The organism is Arachidicoccus ginsenosidivorans, assembly GCF_007971385.1.
Classification (GTDB): domain Bacteria; phylum Bacteroidota; class Bacteroidia; order Chitinophagales; family Chitinophagaceae; genus Arachidicoccus; species Arachidicoccus ginsenosidivorans.
On sequence record NZ_CP042434.1, the window covers coordinates 3,122,844 to 3,140,615 of the forward strand.

Sequence of the window (17,772 nt, forward strand, 5' to 3'; positions counted from 1 at the left end):
AAGACTAATCTGGATTTTTACCAAAGTTTCTTGGATAAAATGCAACAGATAGCATAAAATATTGCTGTAAAACATTTGTTTGTATTTGACGAAAGGTATTATTTGAAGCAATATTTATGACGGATGAGTTTTGATGAAGTAAATCGAGCGCCGAAAATTTAAACTCCAGATTATTTAATTTAAGGCATCTGAATGTGGCACTTGCATTCCAGATTACATAATTAATGGGTTTGAGACCAGCGGTAGAGTACCGATGATATTTTACATTTGAACTTATATTAAAGCGTTTTGTTATGTTAAAACTCCCACTTAGCGTTTGAATGAATTCATTATTATTATATTTGAATATACCTTCATCATTATTTGCTTCTTGCCTAGATTTAGAAAATCTAAATTCGGTTATTAACATCGTTTGAAAAAGGTCTATCAACTCGTAATTCATTGACAGGAAGGAACTTGATACAAAATATTTCGATTGATATTGCCTGCTATTTATAAAGACGGGTTGAATGCTGTAGGAATTATTTTCATTTAGGCTTAAACTAAATTGGTTCTTGTTTAATACAAATGATTTTTCTAACCTAAAAGATTCTGCAATACGGTTTTGTGCTCCAAAGTTGGTAAAAGAGGAAATGGTCCTTCCCAATGAATCTGTACTACTGCTGTCTGCAAAATACTTATTTGTTTTATCCAACCTAAAATTAAAAAAATAGCTCCAAGGATATTTTTTTAATCCAAAATGAGTAATGCCAAATATAAATGAATTGGTAGTTGAAGGTACTAAAGTTTTATTCCCGATATTTAAAAAATAAATATTGGAACTATCCGTAGTGGGAGCTAATTCATTTAAGATAGGATAGCGATAGGATCTTTTGAAATTAAAAGAAAATTTATTATATAGATTGCTGTTTCTATAATCGTAGCTAAAGGCAAAGGAGGGGATTGATTTTATGTGAAATTTTTTAATGACTTGGAAATCGTGAGTAGATTTATTTTTGAATTCGTATAATTGAGCTGCGAAATCAACTTGAAACGAAAGTTTTTTATTATATCTTCCTGGCCAGTCACGGTTCAAATCTTTTATTAAACTAATTGTTGGCCTTTCGTTAATTATGCGTGTATGGTTTACTACAGTTAAATATTTATTTTGCAATAGTTCGTTATCCAAATGATCATAAATATTATTGTCCTGAAGAATAATTGATGTATTAAACTCATTTTTCGTGTTTATGATAATGCCTCCAAAATACCTGTTACTATATGATTCAAACATATTATTGGCCTCAAATAATAAATTATGATTAGTTTTTTCATTCAAATTTTTATACTGTCTATTGAAATATAAATTCTGAGTTGGATCCTGTTCAGATTGAAATGATGTTTCTGATTTATTGTTAAATCGGTTCCAGTTTTGATTAAATTCATAAGTCAATCCAATAACATCGTCCAAACCATTTCTTTTTTTAAGACCATAATTAATTTTAATATGCTTGGAATTGCTTTTGGAAGCTGAGATTTCTTTTGAATAACTTTTGCTTTGCAAGGTTGGATTAGACTTTATGAACACTTCAGTAGAATCTTGAATATTAGAATCTCCATCTTTAAAATTAAGTTGAGTACTCACCGATAAGTGGGATTTATTATTTTCCACATATATTTTGCCTTAAGAGTTCTTAGAGATTCTTTGTTATCATCATTGGATGACAATAATGTATTTTGTGTGCTATCCTGGGCTATGTTTCTGATTGAGTTTGCTGACTTGTACAAATTGTTTTTTCTATTTTGAAATAAATAATCTAAGTTTAATGTACTATTTTTTTAATTTCATTTCTAAGGGTAAACCCTGTTGAAAGTGTTTTATTATTCCCTTCAGATTCAAAATCTGGTTGCAAATCCAATGATGCTCCGATGCCTTTATAAGTACTGTTGGCAATTAATGTATTGATGTCATTGGTAAAATTATTTACATTATTATTAGTCCCAATAACTCCTAATTGGAATTTGTTATTATAAATATTGATGTTTCCTAATAAGTTATGTCGATGAGTCGTGCCTTCCCCGATGATCATTTTTCCAAAATAACCTTTTTCATGTCCTTTTTTTAATTGAATATTAGCCTCCAGGGTACTATCGCTGTTATGATTTTGATTGTTTTTACTATATACTTGAATTTTGTCCACAGCTTCTTTAGAAATATTTTGAGTTGATATTTTTGCATTTCCTCCAAAAAACGGTTTTCCATTTACTAAAACAGATGGGACAGGCCTCCCATTTACGGTAATTGCACCATCCCCCACACAATTACTCCTGGAAGTCTTCTAAGTAGGTCTTCTACAACTGCATTGGGGTCCATTTTAAAGGCATCTGCATGAAATTCAATGGTATCGTTGTTCATTGTAATAGGAGGCACACTTTTGACAATTACATCGTTCAAAGCTTTTGTGGATGGCTGCATTTTGAATTTGTAAAGAGTAACTTTATTAATTTTGTTACTATCGGTGAATTTCAATTGTCTATACAATGGGTGGTACCCTATAGCGTTGATAATGATGTATAATTCCTGATTATGGGGGATATTGTCAAGTGTAAAATTCCCGTAGATATCTGATAGCGTATAGTTAACTAACGTTGAATCCTTTGTTTTATATATAGTAACCGTACTTGCTTCCAATCCTTTATTTAAGGATGAGTCAATCACCTTTCCTTTTATTGTAGTGTTAGTTGTATTTTGTCCCATTAAATTGGGAGAAGAAATAAAAATAAAGATTATTACAATGGTTGATATTATTGCCCTTGCTTTAGGCATACATTAATTTTGAGATTTTGGAGTTAATTTTACAATGACATAGTTTCTAAATTTTTTGGGACTTGCGAAGAATTTTTTTAACGGGGTATTGTTTTTATTGATTTAGCAATCTCTTCCCCAAATTGCTGACTTAAATATTTACCTGGGTAAGCGGTGTAGATGCTTTTCCCATCCGATAAATAAAATCCTTTATTACTGTAATTTACGCCTCCCTCTGATGCGTCGCAAATTTTTAGGAAATAAGAGGTTTTGTCAGGCTCAATTTTTGAAAAGTTCGTAATGCTTCCATTTAAAAGATTATATATATATGTGTCATTTTCTCTTACATCAAAAGCTCTTATAAAGAGTAAATAACCTACCTGAATAGTTTTAGTGCTAAAAATGTGAGGATGTTTATAGATTTTATACTTACTAAAAGCTTTAATTGATCTGAGACTATCTTGTAAGTATAGATTCTCTGGAAATATGAATTTATATCTTTTCTCTATAGCATTAGGTGTGACTTCGTATACATCATAACTTCCCGGAAATGATAATAAAGCAACAGTGTCTTTATAAAATGTTAGACCATAATTTGCCATATAATTTTGACCACTGTAATTATAAATTAAAGGATAGGCTGTATCTATTGGCCAAAATGAATTTATGGTTGAATCATGATTTATGATATCAATCTGATTAAATGCATCAATTGTTTTGTCTTTGAAATAGGTTTTTGAAATTGAGTGAAGGTGTATTCTGTCATTATTTTTTAAATTCAACCATTGATCTGATTCCCCCCACGTTTTTTTTATTTTTTTTATTAATTTTCCATTTAGATCGAATTCATAAGTGGTGGAATCTTTATTTTGGTAAAGCTTAACCTCTATAACGTGGTTTTGGTTATCATAGCTTATATAATTAATCCACTTTCCATCGGAAATATACGGTTTGTTGGATAGAAAATTTGGCGCATGTCCTTTCCAATCGCTTATTTTTGTTTGGAACTTTCCATCTTTATTGAAAATAAGAATGCAGTTTGTTGTTCGATTATCTAGTATTATATAATATTTATCTGTTACAATTAACTGATTAATTTCTCCAAATTCGGATTCCTTAGTGGATTCTAAAGGTATAAAGGAAACAGAATCAAATATGTCCGAAACCTGCCCACCTCTTGCGGCTTCTGGGGCAATACGGATTGTTTGCGACTTTTGGGCATAAGAAGTAAAAGTTGTTTCAAACTGTAGTATTAACAAGATAAATATGAGTTTTGGATATAAATAGTTTCTTTCCTTCATAATGGTTTAAAGTTTTAATGAAACCTTTATCAATTTTATGGGTAATTAATTATATTTTATTCTTAGTAATTATAAGCTAAATAAATATATAAAGTGGCTTTATTTTGTTTATTTCAATTATTTGCATTTCTTATATTGACAGCTAATGTACTCAAATTTCTTAAATGGTAAAAATTTATTAAATTATGAGATATAATGGTGCTTAATTTAAAAATTAGAATTTATTGGCCTATCTTTTTTGCTTAATTTCATTATGGAAGGATTGTGTATTCTTAAACTTAAATAGAGTGCTTTGGGAAGTAAGGTGAGGGCTAGTTATAATTCTGTTGAAGTTAGATTAATGCCTGGTATAAGAAAATAAAGATGAATATATTCATTGTTGTAAATATTTATTTTTAGCTGCCCTTTGAAAGCTCCGCCAGCATTAAAATGAAATTCTACTCTGAATCGGTGTAACATTTTCAGCCCTTAAATAACTGCCACCTTTCCCGTTGTAGCTGCTCCAGATGTTTTATGCTAGCTCCACTTCGTTTCCCATAAATAATGCAGCCCATAATACCTATTCCCATAATTTGCCTTAATTTCGGGGGATGAAGTTCGCCCCCGTTTTTAACTGGAAAATCCTACTGGTACTGATCGCCCTTGTGATCGTCACCGGTAGTTTAGTCTATTCCAGGTATCTTTCCTTAAAGCTGGGCAAGATAGAAACCCAAAGAGTAGAGACCTGGGTAGAAGCACAAAGGACCATTGCGAATGCAACAGATGAGACAAATTTGAATCTCGCAGTCAAAATATCCTCAGAAAACAAAGATATCCCGATAATAGAAACGACAGTTAAAGACAGCATTACAGGCAACTACCTGAACCTTGACAGTGCCAGTGCAGTGGATAACCCAGCCTATTTAAAAGATAAGCTCCGTGACTTTAAAAACATGCATGCGCCGATTGTTTTGACCTTTGATCAAGATACCTCCGCCTCCCTGCATTATTATTATGGAGAAAGCCGCCTGCAACGAGAACTCCGATATTTCCCCGTCATACAGCTTTGCATCGTGGGCTTATTTATCATTGTTTTGATCGTCATCCAACGAGTGGCCAATAAAAGCGCACAGAACAGATTATGGGTAGGGATGGCCAAAGAGACAGCCCATCAGTTAGGGACACCTCTAACCAGCCTGGAAGGCTGGTCAGAGATCCTTAAAAGCAACTATGAGCAGCTGGAGCGACCCACAGATTATAGTCCAGCCGATTTAAAGAGACAAGAAGCAGATAAGGCGAATACAGATCAAAAGAACCATCTCCAGATTCTAAGAGAAATGGGAACCGATATTGCCCGCTTAAAACTCATCAGCGACCGGTTCGCCAAAATCGGAAGTGCGCCAAAGCTGTTACCAGCCGATGTCGCCAGCCAGGTAGAAAATATGGTCCATTATATCAAAAAAAGGGCCGGTGGTGGAGTACAATTTACATTTACAGCAGTTCAGCCGCCTTATCAGGCAATGATATCAGGACCATTAATGGATTGGGTGATTGAAAACCTACTTAAAAATGCACTGGATGCCATTAGTGGCACTGGCAGTATCCAAGTTAGCCTACACAAAAATGAACGTCAGATATTAATTGATATTCAGGATAGCGGCAAAGGCATCCCACACAGCCAATTCAAAAAGGTATTCAACCCTGGGTTTACCACCAAAAAACGTGGTTGGGGCCTGGGCCTAGCGCTGACCAAAAGGATTGTAGAACAGTACCACCATGGGAGTATCTTTGTTCGCCAAAGCGAGCCTGGCAAAGGCACAACCTTTAGAATCCAGCTGCCAATAGCCTCTAATATAGCAGAAGACCAAGTCTAGCCAGGGCAGAAATGGTATTGCCTAAAAAACTAACCAATAAACACAGCTGCATGCGCCATTGCTGGGGTATAAGAGAGGCAAACCTAAAAATGATATCTAAAAAAAAGCAGTATCTTTAACGTATCAAGCCTTTAAATTACTTAATTTCTTATTTGCTTAGTGCTGCATTCATTGCTGCATTTAATTTATCAAAAAGTGCCCAATCATGAAAGACGCTAAAGAAGAGGAACAAATTGCAGGGCAGGCACCTGTCCAACCACCCGCCATCAAACAAGAAGTCTTTGATTTGTATGATCAGTATGCGCATAACCGCATCACCAGAAAAGACTTTGTTCAAAAATTATCGCTGTATGCAGTTGGAGGACTGACAGTCCCGGCATTAATGAGTTTTCTGATGCCGGATTATAAAAATTCAGTGGAAGTTGGCCCGGATGATCCTAGAATTATGTCAGAATATGTTTATTATGACTCCCCAAATGGGGGCGGCCGGATCAAAGCCCTGTTATGCCAACCCAAAAGTGCTAAAGGTAAATTAGGTGGAGTGGTTGTCGTTCATGAAAACAGAGGATTAAACCCATATATTGAGGAAGTAGCCAGAAAACTGGCGCTGGAAGGCTTTATCAGCCTTGCACCAGATGCACTGACACCACTGGGCGGCTATCCTGGCAATGATGATGAAGGCAGGAGCCTACAAACGCAGCGTACAACAGCGTCAATGCTGGAAGACTTTATTACTGCCTATTATTACCTGCGGGATCAAAAAAGCTGCAATGGCAAAGTAGGCGTTGTGGGCTTTTGTTTCGGTGGAGGCATTGCTAATCTGATGGCCGTAAAAATCCCTACACTTGCTGCAGCTGTTCCATTTTATGGAGGACAACCGCCTGAGGATGAGGTTAAACAGATACAGGCACCGCTATTAATTCAATACGCAGGCCTCGACACAAGAGTCAATGCAGGTTGGCCTGCCTATGAGGCAGCACTCAAGGAAAATCACAAAAAATACCAGGTATATATCTATCCGGATGTCAATCATGGGTTTCATAATAACACTACGCCCAGATTTAACCGTGCGGCAGCTGATTTAGCCTGGAAAAGAACCATAGATTTTCTAGGTTTATACACTAAATAGCCGCAATTTTCAACTTACGAACGTTATTTATGTTTTATTTTTTAATATTGTAATGTGCTGAAAATGAGTGTTATACTTATTTTCAGCCCCTAAGTAATCGACTAATTGTATATTTTTTTTTGCCCCTGTTTGTTTTATAACTATTTTTGTCCACAAATATGGTAGACTTTTGGCAATGTAAGCTACCCCGGTGCGTGGAATCACCAGATATTTTGAATATTTATTTAATTATTTAAGTGCAGTATTAAAATGGCGAACAGTTGGGATGCATTAGCCTATAAAATTGGTGGACTAAGTGAGATAGAGGCACTGCGCTTATTGGCAGAGACCTACCCGGATGAGGTCGTGTTCTCCAGCAGCTTTAGTTTTGAGGATCAGGCCATCACACATATGATCTTATCAGAAGGACTGGATATTGAAATCTTTACACTAGATACCGGCAGACTCTTCAAGGAGACTTATTCTGTATGGAGCAGTACCAATGAAAGATATCATACACATATCAAACCCTATTATCCGGCTCACAGTGAACTAGAAGCCTTCGTTGAAAAAGAAGGCCCCAATGCATTTTATATATCTCCTGAACTGCGCAAACAGTGCTGCTATCTACGCAAAGTAGAACCCCTGGGCAGGGCACTAAAAGGCAAAAAGGTCTGGATCACCGGACTTAGAGCCGAACACTCTGCTTCCAGAAGGTCAATGGACCAACTCGAATGGGACGGCACCCATGAACTTTTAAAGTTTCATCCGATCCTTAACTGGAGTACAGAAAAGACCAGGGCCTACATTGAACAAAATAATATTCCCTACAACAGCCTGCATGACAAAGGCTTTGTCAGCATCGGCTGTCAGCCCTGTACCAGGGCCATCAGACCGGGAGAAGATTTCAGGGCCGGCCGCTGGTGGTGGGAAGACAACAGTAAAAAGGAATGCGGACTGCACGTCCATTCTTAAGTCAAGCAAACAACAATTCGACATTTATTTTTCAAGTATATTATGAGTAACTATCAACTGGATTATTTGGATCAACTAGAGTCAGAGTCCATCCATATTTTTCGTGAAGTAGCGGGACAGTTCGAAAAACCTGCCTTATTATTTAGTGGCGGAAAGGATTCCATCACCCTGGTACATTTAGCCTTAAAAGCTTTCAGACCGGGTAAATTCCCTTTCCCATTAGTACATATCGATACCGGACATAATTTTCCGGAAGCCCTGGCCTTCAGAGATCAGCTGGCAGAACAGATTGGCGAACAGTTAATCGTTCGCAAAGTAGAGGATACCATTAAGGCCAAGCATCTGACGGAACAAAAAGGCAAATTTGCCTCCAGAAATCAGCTGCAGACCTTCACCTTACTGGACAGCATTGAAGAATTTGGATTTGATGCCTGCATCGGTGGTGCGCGCAGAGATGAAGAAAAGGCCCGGGCCAAAGAAAGAATATTTTCTGTCAGAGATGATTTTGGCCAGTGGAATCCAAAACTCCAACGCCCTGAACTATGGCATACTTATAATGGCAAGATCCATAAAGGAGAAAACGTAAGAGTATTCCCGATCAGCAACTGGACAGAACTGGATATCTGGAACTATATCAAACGGGAAAATATTCAGTTACCCTCCGTATACTTCTCCCATGAAAGAGAGGTGCTGGAATACCAAAATGCACTGATCGCCGTATCTCCATTTATACAGATTGACGAGAACGACAAGATCTCCACAAGAAGAGTGCGTTACCGCACCGTAGGGGATATGACCTGTACAGCCGCAGTCGCTTCTGAGGCCTATAGCATCGATGATATCATCAGTGAAATCACTGCTACCAGGACCAGTGAAAGAGGAGAAACCAGAATCGATGACCGCTTCTCAGAAGCGGCCATGGAAGACCGTAAAAAGAACGGTTACTTCTAAATCTGGACTGGAAACTAAAATGTGCAGCGCACGTAAAACTTACAAAAAAGCAACAAAATGGATTTACTTAGATTTTTAACAGCAGGCAGTGTGGATGATGGTAAGAGTACCCTTATCGGACGCTTGTTATATGATAGCAAAAATATTCTGATCGATCAACTGGACGCCATTGAGCGCAGCAGCAAGAACCGTAAGGACGGCTCAGTTGACCTGGCCTTGTTAACGGATGGCCTGCGTGCAGAAAGAGAACAGGGCATCACCATTGATGTTGCCTATAAATACTTTTCCACGCCAAAAAGGAAGTTCATCATAGCAGATACACCGGGACATATCCAGTACACCAGAAACATGGTCACAGGTGCCTCCAATGCGGATCTGATTATTATTCTGGTGGATGCCCGCAACGGCGTAGTAGAGCAAACAAGAAGACATTCCTTAATCGCTTCTTTACTCAATATTCCTCACGTAGTAGTAGCCATCAATAAAATGGATCTATTGAACTACGGTGAGAAAGCTTATAATGATATCGTAGCTGACTATCAAAAAGTCGCCGCTACTTTAAATTTAAGCAATGTGTCCTATGTGCCCATCAGTGCACTGGCAGGAGATAATATCGTGGATCCTTCCACCAAAATGGATTGGTACCAGGGACCGACCTTGCTAGATTATCTGGAAAATGTAGAAGTCAAAAGCTCAGTGAACCTGACCAATGCCCGTTTCCCAGTGCAGTACGTCATCCGCCCCCAGACAGATGATCTACATGATTACCGCGGTTATGCCGGTAAGATTGAGAGCGGTATCTACAAAAAGGGAGACCAGATCGTCGTATATCCTTCTGGCGTAGAAGCCACCATCGATAAAATTGAACTGGGTGGCAAAGAAGTCCCAGAAGCCTTCGCGCCACAAAGCGTTGTCCTACATCTGGATCAGGATATAGATATCAGTAGAGGTGACAGCATCGTTAAAAAAGACAGCAGCCTGAAAGTAGGCCAGGATATTGATGCCGTAGTTTGCTGGATGGATGAAAAACCGCTAAGTGTCGGGCAAAAATACTTCCTGCAACATGGCAGCAAAGTAGTTGCTGCGATGGTCAAAGAGATTAAATACAAACTGGACGTCAATGAACTGGAAAAAATCTATGATGTCAGCCAGGCAGATCTGAATGAAGTAGTGGAAGTGAAATTAAAAACCGCCTCCCCGCTGGCCTACGATGCTTATAATGACATCAGAGCTTCCGGTGGTGCGATCCTGGTAGACCAAACCAGTTTTGTCACAGTTGGCGCAGCTTTATTACAGTAAATCAAAAGATATAAGTATAAAGTGGTTCCAGTGTAAAGCCAGAGGGTAACAACAAAAAGGGTTCAAACGGCATTTCCAATTAATAAATAGCATACGATTCAAACATGAAATTTAGGGTTACAGGAGCAGCTACTGCAAAGTCGCAAGAACAAGAGATCCGGGTCAGCATCATTGGTGCAGGTCCGGGCGATCCTGAGCTCCTGACACTGAAAGCCGCCCGCCTGCTCAGCGAGGCAGACGTTGTATTGACAGACCGGTTGGTCAGCCAGGAGATTTTAGATACCCATGTAAGAATAGGGGCTAAAATCGTCTTTGTAGGTAAGGAAGGCAGAACCCAGAGTGGTTCCGTTGCCCAAAATGAAATAGACAGGCTTATCGTCAAATATGCTAAGCAGGGCAGAAAAGTTGTCCGACTCAAAGGGGGCGATGTCGCTATCTTTTCCAACGTACTGGATGAACTGGAAAGCTTAAAGCAGGCAGGTATTGCCTATCAGATCGTACCAGGCATCACGGCCGCCTCCGGCGCCTCCGCTTACGCAGGGATGCCGCTAACAGCCAGAGGCTACAGTAGAGGTGTACGGTTTCAGACATATTCGGAGCGTTATCCGGTGGCGCCAGATTACTGGCAGCAGCTAGCTAGTACGGACGATACCCTGGTTTTTTATATGACAGGCGAAAACTGGTTTGAGCTGGCAAGTCTACTCAAAACAAACGGCATCGATGGATCTAAATATATTTCTATTATTCAGCAGGCCACAACGCCTTATCAAAAGGTCAATACCTACCAGTTTAAAGAGCTTATCTCCCCGCCGAAGGAGCAGCATTTTATCTCTCCTTCACTGTTAGTGATTGGCAGGGTGCCCGAGCTTCATCAAGCGTATTGTTGGCTGAGTCAGATACCGGATGAACAGATACAGCCCTATTTCAGATCCTCCACCAGCCGCGCAGTAGAGGTCATTAATCATAAAAAGCGTAGCGCCTAAATTTTAATTACCCTATATTATTTATAAAGTTTCAGTCATGTTAGTAGAAGCCAAAAAAGATATTTTCAGTCAGCTTATTAAAGAAGCCACCCATGATGAACTCGTCTGGATGAACGGCTTTTTAGCCGGTCTTTTGGACCAGAGCACATTGCCCTCTGCCAGGGCAGGCGCATCGGGAGCTGGTGGAGCTGCCCCGGCGCAGATAGCTGCATCCGTTCAGATCGATAAGCTTACCCTGCTTTACGCTTCAGAGACCGGTAATGCAAAATCCGTCGCCACAAAATTTGCTGCCGCTACCAAGAAAAAAGGCATCAAAACCAAGTTGGCTTCTGTTGAACAGTATAAACTGACCGATCTGGCGAAAGAAAAATACCTTTTACTGATTATCAGTACCCAGGGGGATGGAGAACCGCCCATTACCGCCATTAAATTTTATAATGCCGTTCATGATGAAAACCTGAAACTGGATAAACTTCAGTTTGGTGTACTGGCACTCGGCGATAGCTCTTATCCACTATTTTGCCAGGCAGGTGTGGATGTGGACAAACAACTTGAACTCAGAGGTGGTACACGTAAAGTGCCACTGCAAAAATGTGATACAGACTATTCCAGCTATGCAGACAGCTGGTTGGAAACAGCCTTGAGCCTGCTCTCTGGCGGTCAGTCAGGTGACAGCGCAGCGGCTACTGCAAAAGCAACAGTCAAGGCGCCGGCTGCCGGCAGTCATAAAAAAATCTACGAAGGGACCGTGATCACTAACTTCAATTTAAATGACCGGGATTCTGCCAAAAGAACCCATCATATAGAAATTGAAGCAGAAGATCTGGTATATGCACCGGGAGATGCCCTGGGTATTGTACCACCCAATCCCACCCAAGTGGTTCAAGAGGTCTTGTCCCTTACAGAGGTAGACCCACAGCAGACCATTGCCTGGAGGGATCAGACACATACAGTAGAAGAACTCCTCTCTATCAAGGCGCAATTATTATATCTGCCGGAAAGAGTGGTGCGTAAATATGCAGATATTGCCGGCCAGGAGATTCCTGATACCCGTATGAGTCTGGTGGACCTTTTAAAGATATACCCGCTCAAAAATAATCAGGAAGATTTTATCCAGGTATTGCAGATTCTGGAGCCTATAGCGCCTAGACTTTATAGCATTTCCTCTTCTCCAGAGGCCCACGGGGACGAAATTCATATTACCGTAGCCAAAGATCAGTTCTATGTGGGTGATAAACAGGAAACCGGGCTCTGCTCCGGCTACCTGCTGGATGTTGCAGAAGAGACCAAATTGCAATTCTACATTCACCCGAATAAAGGCTTTAAATTGCCTCCAGAAGACAAAGATGTCATTATGATCGGGCCAGGAACCGGGGTGGCTCCTTTCAGGTCTTTCTTATTTGAAAGGGACGCCGCTGGAGCAGAAGGAAGAAACTGGCTGTTTTTTGGCGACCAGCATATCGCCAGCGATTTTCTCTATCAAACTGAAATTCAATCATTTTTGGATACAGGCGTGTTAACGGAGTTCAATGGCGCCTTCTCCAGAGATCAGGAAAAGAAAGTCTATGTTCAGGATAAGATGCGCGAAAGAGGCGCAGAACTTTTTGAATGGCTGGAAAACGGTGCTTATATCTATATCTGCGGTGCAAAAGAACCCATGAGTTTTGATGTCGAAAGAGCACTGACAGAGATTATCGCTACACAAAAAGAGCTTTCTTTTGTCGAAGCCAGTAAATACCTGGAGAACCTGAAAGAAGAAGGCCGGTTTTTAAAAGATGTCTATTAATTAAAAAGCACACACAGTAAGTAAAAGAAAACAATGGCATATCCAATAATAGGGGCGCCGGCGTTTTCTTTAACAAGCGCATATTAGAAATACTTCAATGAGCAACAAAGAATCACACGTTGAGAAAATAAAAAAGGCCAGCCGGGGACTTAGAGGAACCTTACTGGAAAGCCTGGCCGATGAACATACACTGGCTATCAGAGAGGATGACAGAGCCCTGGTGAAATTTCATGGGATGTATCTGCAAGATGATAGAGACAGAAGAGAGGAGCGCGCCGCTAAAAGACTGGACCGTTTATGGGCTTTTATGGTAAGACTCAGACTGCCAGGTGGTAAATTGACCGCTGAACAGTGGAAAGGTTTGCACCATGTAGCCGGCACCTATTCTACTGGCACCATTAAGATAACCACCCGTCAAACTGTACAGCTGCATGGTATCTTAAAACATCATGCCCGTCCCACCCATCAGCAGTTCAATAGGGTAGGCCTGGATTCTATCGCCGCCTGCGGCGATGTAAACCGTAATGTACTGGCCTCTGCTCATCCGGACGTATCACCCATCCATGAGGAAGTCTATCAGACAGCCGTGCATCTGAGTAATTTTATGAAGCCCAAGACAAGGGCTTACTATGAAGTGTTTGTGGGTAGTGAAAAAGTGGCGGAGAAAGTAGAAGAAGATCCATTATATGAAGATCGTTATCTACCCCGTAAATTCAAAATCGCCATTGCCATCCCACCCGAAAACGATGTGGATGTCTTTGCCAATGACTGCGCCTTAATCGCTATAGTCGAAAATGGAGAATTAGTCGGCTACAATGTAGGTGCCGGTGGCGGTATGGGTGCCACCCATGGAAATCCAGCCACCTATCCTAGAGTAGCTTCTCTGTTTGGCTACATCGACAAGAAAGACCTGGATAAAGTGGTTTATGAGATCGCTACCGTACAAAGGGATTACGGCAATAGAGAAGACCGTAAACTGGCGCGGCTTAAATATACCATTGACCGCATGGGCGTTGACGCCTATAAGGCCGAAGTGGAAAAAAGAAGCGGCGTTCAGTTCCAGCCGCTGAAACCTTATGTGTTTACCCAGCGTATCGACACCTATGGTTGGGCGAAGAACCACCATAATAAATGGTTCTATACTGCCTTTATAGAAAATGGCCGGATACTGGATGACACTGAAAATGGCAGACTCTATAAAACGGCCTTTTATGAGATCGCAGAGACAGGAAAAGCCGATTTTCGTTTCACGTGTAACCAAAATATCGTTGTTAGCGATGTTGATCAGGCGGATAAAGCCGAGATCGAGGCGATTTTACAAAAATACGGGGTTACTCAGTTTACGGACAGCGCTTCGGTTATCCGAAAAAATGCCATTGCCTGTGTGGCGCTCAATACCTGTGCCCTGGCGCTCGCTGAATCACAAAGATATTTGCCCAGTCTGCTGGATAAGATAGAGCCTATACTGCAAAAGCACCATCTGGAAAACGAAGCGATCTCCATTAGGATGACCGGCTGCCCCAATGGTTGTGCCCGCCCTTATATTGCGGAAATTGCCTTTATCGGGACTTCTCTGGGACATTATAATATGCATATCGGCGCTGATGCTTTAGGTTTCCGTTGTAATAAACTCTATAAGGAAAGCCTGGATGAATCCCAGATACTGGCCACATTGGATGAACTGCTGGGACGGTTTGTAGCGGAAAGAGAAGAAAAAGAAAGTTTCGGGGATTTTGCATTCAGAAAAATATTAGCCTAATTTAGCTATATGTTAGCGCAACAAACACCTGTGGTTAGTCCGGACAGGCAGACGCCTATGCAGTCTCTGCCCAACCCGCTATTCCCTGTTTTTCTAAAACTGGAACAGCTCAGGTTACTGCTCGTCGGTGCAGGTAATGTCGGGCTGGAAAAGCTGACGGCTGTGCTTTCCAATGCACCGGCAACCAGGATTCAGGTGGTAGCGCTGGAGGTCAGCACTGCCTTTAAGGCCTATGCGGATAAATATCCTAATGTGGAAATCCTGATTAAGCCTTATGAGCCTGCTGATTTGGACAGTTGCGATATCGCAATCGTCGCTACAGCGGATATCACCCTTGATGAACAAATCAGCTTAGATGCTAAGGCTAAAAGCAAACTCATCAATGTGGCCGATAAACCGACACTCTGTGATTTTTATTTAGGGTCCATTGTCAAAAAAGGCAGCATTAAAATTGCCATTTCCACCAATGGCAAGTCCCCTACACTGGCCAAAAGACTCAAAACGGTTTTGCAGGACGGTTTGCCAGGTGAACTGGAAACTTCACTGGATAACTTGCAAAAGTTCAGAAAAACCCTCACAGGGGATTTTCAACATAAGGTTCAGGCGCTCAATCAAGTGACGCAAGGCCTGGTCAATCCATTACAGAAAAAAGAAAGTGAAAAGCCAAGACTGCTCAGAGCGAGCTTTTGGAAAAAGCTGGGACTCTACGCTATTGCCTTTTTAGCCGTCATGCTATTGGGGTATTGGCTGTTTGGCTATGTACTACCGGTGCACTGGGTAAACAAAAGTTTTGATTACCTGGCCGGAAGCCTGGATAAACAGTTTTTCTGGATGTTTGCTGCAGGATTTTGTGCTCAGCTGGTAGACGGAGCCATGGGTATGGGCTATGGAGTGCTCTCTACTACTTTTTTACTTTCTTCCAATTTGCCGATCCCAATTGCCGGCATCAGCAGTAGCGTGCATATGGCAGAAATGTTCTCCGTAGGAACTGCAGGGATCAGTCATTATAAATACAAACACGTCAATAAAAAATTATGGGTGGCCTTGGTTATCCCTGGTGCAATTGGCGCTATTTTAGGGGCACTTTTTATAGGTACCATGGGCAAAGAGTTCGGCCATATCCTAAGGCCGCTTATTGCCATCTATACGTTCTACCTGGGCTTTAAGATTGTCAAAAAGGCCTTTAAGAACCTTAAATTGCAACGGCACCGCAAGATTGTCAATGTGCGCCCCGTAGCTTTTGTCGGTGGCTTTTTAGATGCCTTTGGTGGTGGCTGGGGACCCTTGGTTACCAGTACACTGATATCCGGCGGTAGGGATCCACTCTATACCATTGGCTCCTCTACCTTTACCAAGTTTTTTACTTCCATCGGCAGTACCGCCACTTTTATTATAGTGTTCGGACAGATGCACTTCCAAGTGATTGCAGGACTTATTTTTGGCGGTGTATTAGCAGCACCCTTTGCGGCCAGACTTTCAGGTAAGCTCCCCATTAAAACCATGTATATCTGTGTGGGAATCCTGGTAATATTATGTTCACTCAGAGTGCTCTGGGGGTATTTATGCCATAGTAACTCAGTATATTAGTGCCTTTTAAAGTTTAATTTTTTAATGGAAAGGTTCGCAAAATCAAATCGCCCTATAAAATTACTTCTTAACTGGATCTGTAAACCATTCCCCTCGGGTGCTATCATAACTCCTTTGTGTCCCATAAATTTGCGGTTTATGCAAATAAACCTGCCTTCTGTCTATAAATAGCTCATATTCATTTTGTGTTAATTGTTGCTGCCTGTATGCCTTCTTAATAATGGGGTAATATTTAAAAAATGTGGCACGATCAGCATGCTGAATAGTATAGAATTCCCCCATGACAGCTTTAACGCCAACATCCTTTGGTCCAAGCCAGCCGTACTTGTCAATAATTCCAGCAACAATTGCAATGTTCATGGAATCAACCCTTCCTATGCTGTCGTCTATTGCCTTTGGAATACTATCTAAAAATTCATTGTTTTTATTCAATAGGAGCCGCCTAAACTTTTGATCGTTATCGAACACTTCTTCTAATAATTTTTTCTGTACGCCATATTTGCCTCCCTCTCCAAAGCCTGTAAGGTTTTTGAAATAGGTTGTATACTTTTTGTCAAATTCAGGATTGTGAGGGTATAGAGAATTGCTTTGGGCAAAATTCCACCAAATTGAATTAACAATGCGAAAGTTATTTGAATAAAAGCGCATAACAATTTTCGTAAAGGCATCTAATTTCTCAAACTCCCCTCGGCGATAATAAATTTGTGGAAGCCAACAAAAAGCGCATTCTTCATTTTGGGTCAATGGATGCTTGTATTTTATTGTTAGGTCTCCTAAAAATTTCTCAAAGTAGTAAGCGGCAGTATCCAATTGCCAAGGGGATTTGTTTTCAATGTTCCAATACAGCTCTCCCCTGATAAAATACGATTCCCTTTTATTGTGAAAAGGGTTAATATTGCCTGTTGCGTTTTTAGTATTGTTGCAACTAAAAATTAGAGAAACGGCCATTATAAATAAAATTAATCTTCCCATTTTACGGCATATTGGCTAAGGTGGTTATTGCTCTTTTATTCTGTTCAACATTTTTTTAAGGTTATATGCAAATAAATAAAGATACAAAAATATATAGATAGCTCAAGTTAAGCGCACTTATATCTTATAGAATGAATACTGCAGATTACAGCAGCATTCTTAAAGGTTTTCCAGCAACTCTTTCAGGGGCTGTAAGAAAGCAGAGCCTGAAGCAACGTCGACCCTGAAGCAACGACTACAACACGGTGGTCGCAGCTGAGTGTTACTTTCATGATATTACTTGCTACGATCTGTCTGTCTTTCATAATCGGCTTCTTTCATAATCGGCTCCTGGGAGATACAACTATGGCCAGAATGCCACTCATATTAGAAGAATTAATAATAGGATAAAGCGTCATATTTGGCTAAATCTG

15 protein-coding genes are annotated in these 17,772 nt (G+C 40.5%); 9 read left to right on the forward strand and 6 right to left on the reverse strand.

Annotated features, from left to right (window positions below; translation table 11 throughout):
• Positions 1 to 4: 4 nt before the first annotated feature.
• The 4 genes from FSB73_RS12450 to FSB73_RS12465 all read right to left on the reverse strand — a co-directional run bounded on the left by FSB73_RS12450 (position 5) and on the right by FSB73_RS12465 (position 4,086).
• Entirely contained in the window at positions 5 to 1,651 is a 1,647-nt protein-coding gene (locus tag FSB73_RS12450) for an outer membrane beta-barrel protein (protein WP_146782591.1), read from the reverse strand.
• A 151-nt stretch (positions 1,652 to 1,802) separates the two neighbouring features.
• Positions 1,803 to 2,297, reverse strand: coding sequence for a hypothetical protein (locus FSB73_RS12455; RefSeq protein WP_146782595.1), 495 nt, complete (start codon positions 2,295 to 2,297; stop codon positions 1,803 to 1,805).
• Positions 2,273 to 2,806 (reverse strand): carboxypeptidase-like regulatory domain-containing protein, encoded by a 534-nt coding sequence (locus tag FSB73_RS12460; RefSeq protein WP_146782599.1) that lies wholly within the window; start codon positions 2,804 to 2,806, stop codon positions 2,273 to 2,275. The genes FSB73_RS12455 and FSB73_RS12460 overlap by 25 nt, the downstream gene beginning before the upstream one ends.
• Before the next feature lie 77 nt (positions 2,807 to 2,883).
• A complete protein-coding gene (locus tag FSB73_RS12465) occupies positions 2,884 to 4,086 on the reverse strand; it encodes a 6-bladed beta-propeller (protein WP_146782602.1) in 1,203 nt (400 codons plus the stop codon).
• 590 nt (positions 4,087 to 4,676) lie between these two features.
• Here FSB73_RS12465 and FSB73_RS12470 point away from each other — a divergent pair.
• The 9 genes from FSB73_RS12470 to FSB73_RS12510 all read left to right on the forward strand — a co-directional run bounded on the left by FSB73_RS12470 (position 4,677) and on the right by FSB73_RS12510 (position 16,387).
• Positions 4,677 to 5,939, forward strand: a complete 1,263-nt coding sequence (locus tag FSB73_RS12470; RefSeq protein ID WP_146782605.1) for a sensor histidine kinase — start codon at positions 4,677 to 4,679, stop codon at positions 5,937 to 5,939.
• A 205-nt stretch (positions 5,940 to 6,144) separates the two neighbouring features.
• Positions 6,145 to 7,068 (forward strand): dienelactone hydrolase family protein, encoded by a 924-nt coding sequence (locus FSB73_RS12475; protein WP_146782608.1) that lies wholly within the window; start codon positions 6,145 to 6,147, stop codon positions 7,066 to 7,068.
• A 249-nt stretch (positions 7,069 to 7,317) separates the two neighbouring features.
• Positions 7,318 to 8,022, forward strand: a complete 705-nt coding sequence (locus tag FSB73_RS12480; RefSeq protein ID WP_146782611.1) for a phosphoadenylyl-sulfate reductase — start codon at positions 7,318 to 7,320, stop codon at positions 8,020 to 8,022.
• Positions 8,023 to 8,064: 42 nt separating this feature from the next.
• Entirely contained in the window at positions 8,065 to 8,973 is a 909-nt protein-coding gene (gene cysD, locus FSB73_RS12485) for a sulfate adenylyltransferase subunit CysD (protein ID WP_146782614.1), read from the forward strand.
• Positions 8,974 to 9,030: 57 nt separating this feature from the next.
• Positions 9,031 to 10,272, forward strand: coding sequence for a sulfate adenylyltransferase subunit 1 (locus tag FSB73_RS12490; RefSeq protein WP_146782617.1), 1,242 nt, complete (start codon positions 9,031 to 9,033; stop codon positions 10,270 to 10,272).
• 104 nt (positions 10,273 to 10,376) lie between these two features.
• Complete coding sequence (cobA, locus tag FSB73_RS12495) at positions 10,377 to 11,255, forward strand: uroporphyrinogen-III C-methyltransferase (protein ID WP_146782620.1); 879 nt, start codon at positions 10,377 to 10,379, stop codon at positions 11,253 to 11,255.
• Between the two features lie 37 nt (positions 11,256 to 11,292).
• Positions 11,293 to 13,041, forward strand: coding sequence for a diflavin oxidoreductase (locus FSB73_RS12500; RefSeq protein ID WP_146782623.1), 1,749 nt, complete (start codon positions 11,293 to 11,295; stop codon positions 13,039 to 13,041).
• A gap of 97 nt (positions 13,042 to 13,138) precedes the next feature.
• Positions 13,139 to 14,800 carry an NADPH-dependent assimilatory sulfite reductase hemoprotein subunit gene (locus FSB73_RS12505; RefSeq protein ID WP_146782626.1) on the forward strand — a complete coding sequence of 554 codons (1,662 nt, stop codon included), beginning with the start codon at positions 13,139 to 13,141 and terminating at the stop codon, positions 14,798 to 14,800.
• Between the two features lie 9 nt (positions 14,801 to 14,809).
• Complete coding sequence (locus FSB73_RS12510) at positions 14,810 to 16,387, forward strand: TSUP family transporter (protein WP_146782629.1); 1,578 nt, start codon at positions 14,810 to 14,812, stop codon at positions 16,385 to 16,387.
• Positions 16,388 to 16,447: 60 nt separating this feature from the next.
• Here FSB73_RS12510 and FSB73_RS12515 read toward each other — a convergent pair whose 3' ends face one another.
• Together FSB73_RS12515 and FSB73_RS27610 are read right to left on the reverse strand one after the other, a co-directional pair.
• Positions 16,448 to 17,197, reverse strand: coding sequence for a DUF6624 domain-containing protein (locus FSB73_RS12515; protein WP_146782633.1), 750 nt, complete (start codon positions 17,195 to 17,197; stop codon positions 16,448 to 16,450).
• A gap of 344 nt (positions 17,198 to 17,541) precedes the next feature.
• Complete coding sequence (locus FSB73_RS27610; RefSeq protein WP_146782637.1) at positions 17,542 to 17,664, reverse strand: 2-oxo acid dehydrogenase subunit E2; 123 nt, start codon at positions 17,662 to 17,664, stop codon at positions 17,542 to 17,544.
• Positions 17,665 to 17,772 lie beyond the last annotated feature (108 nt).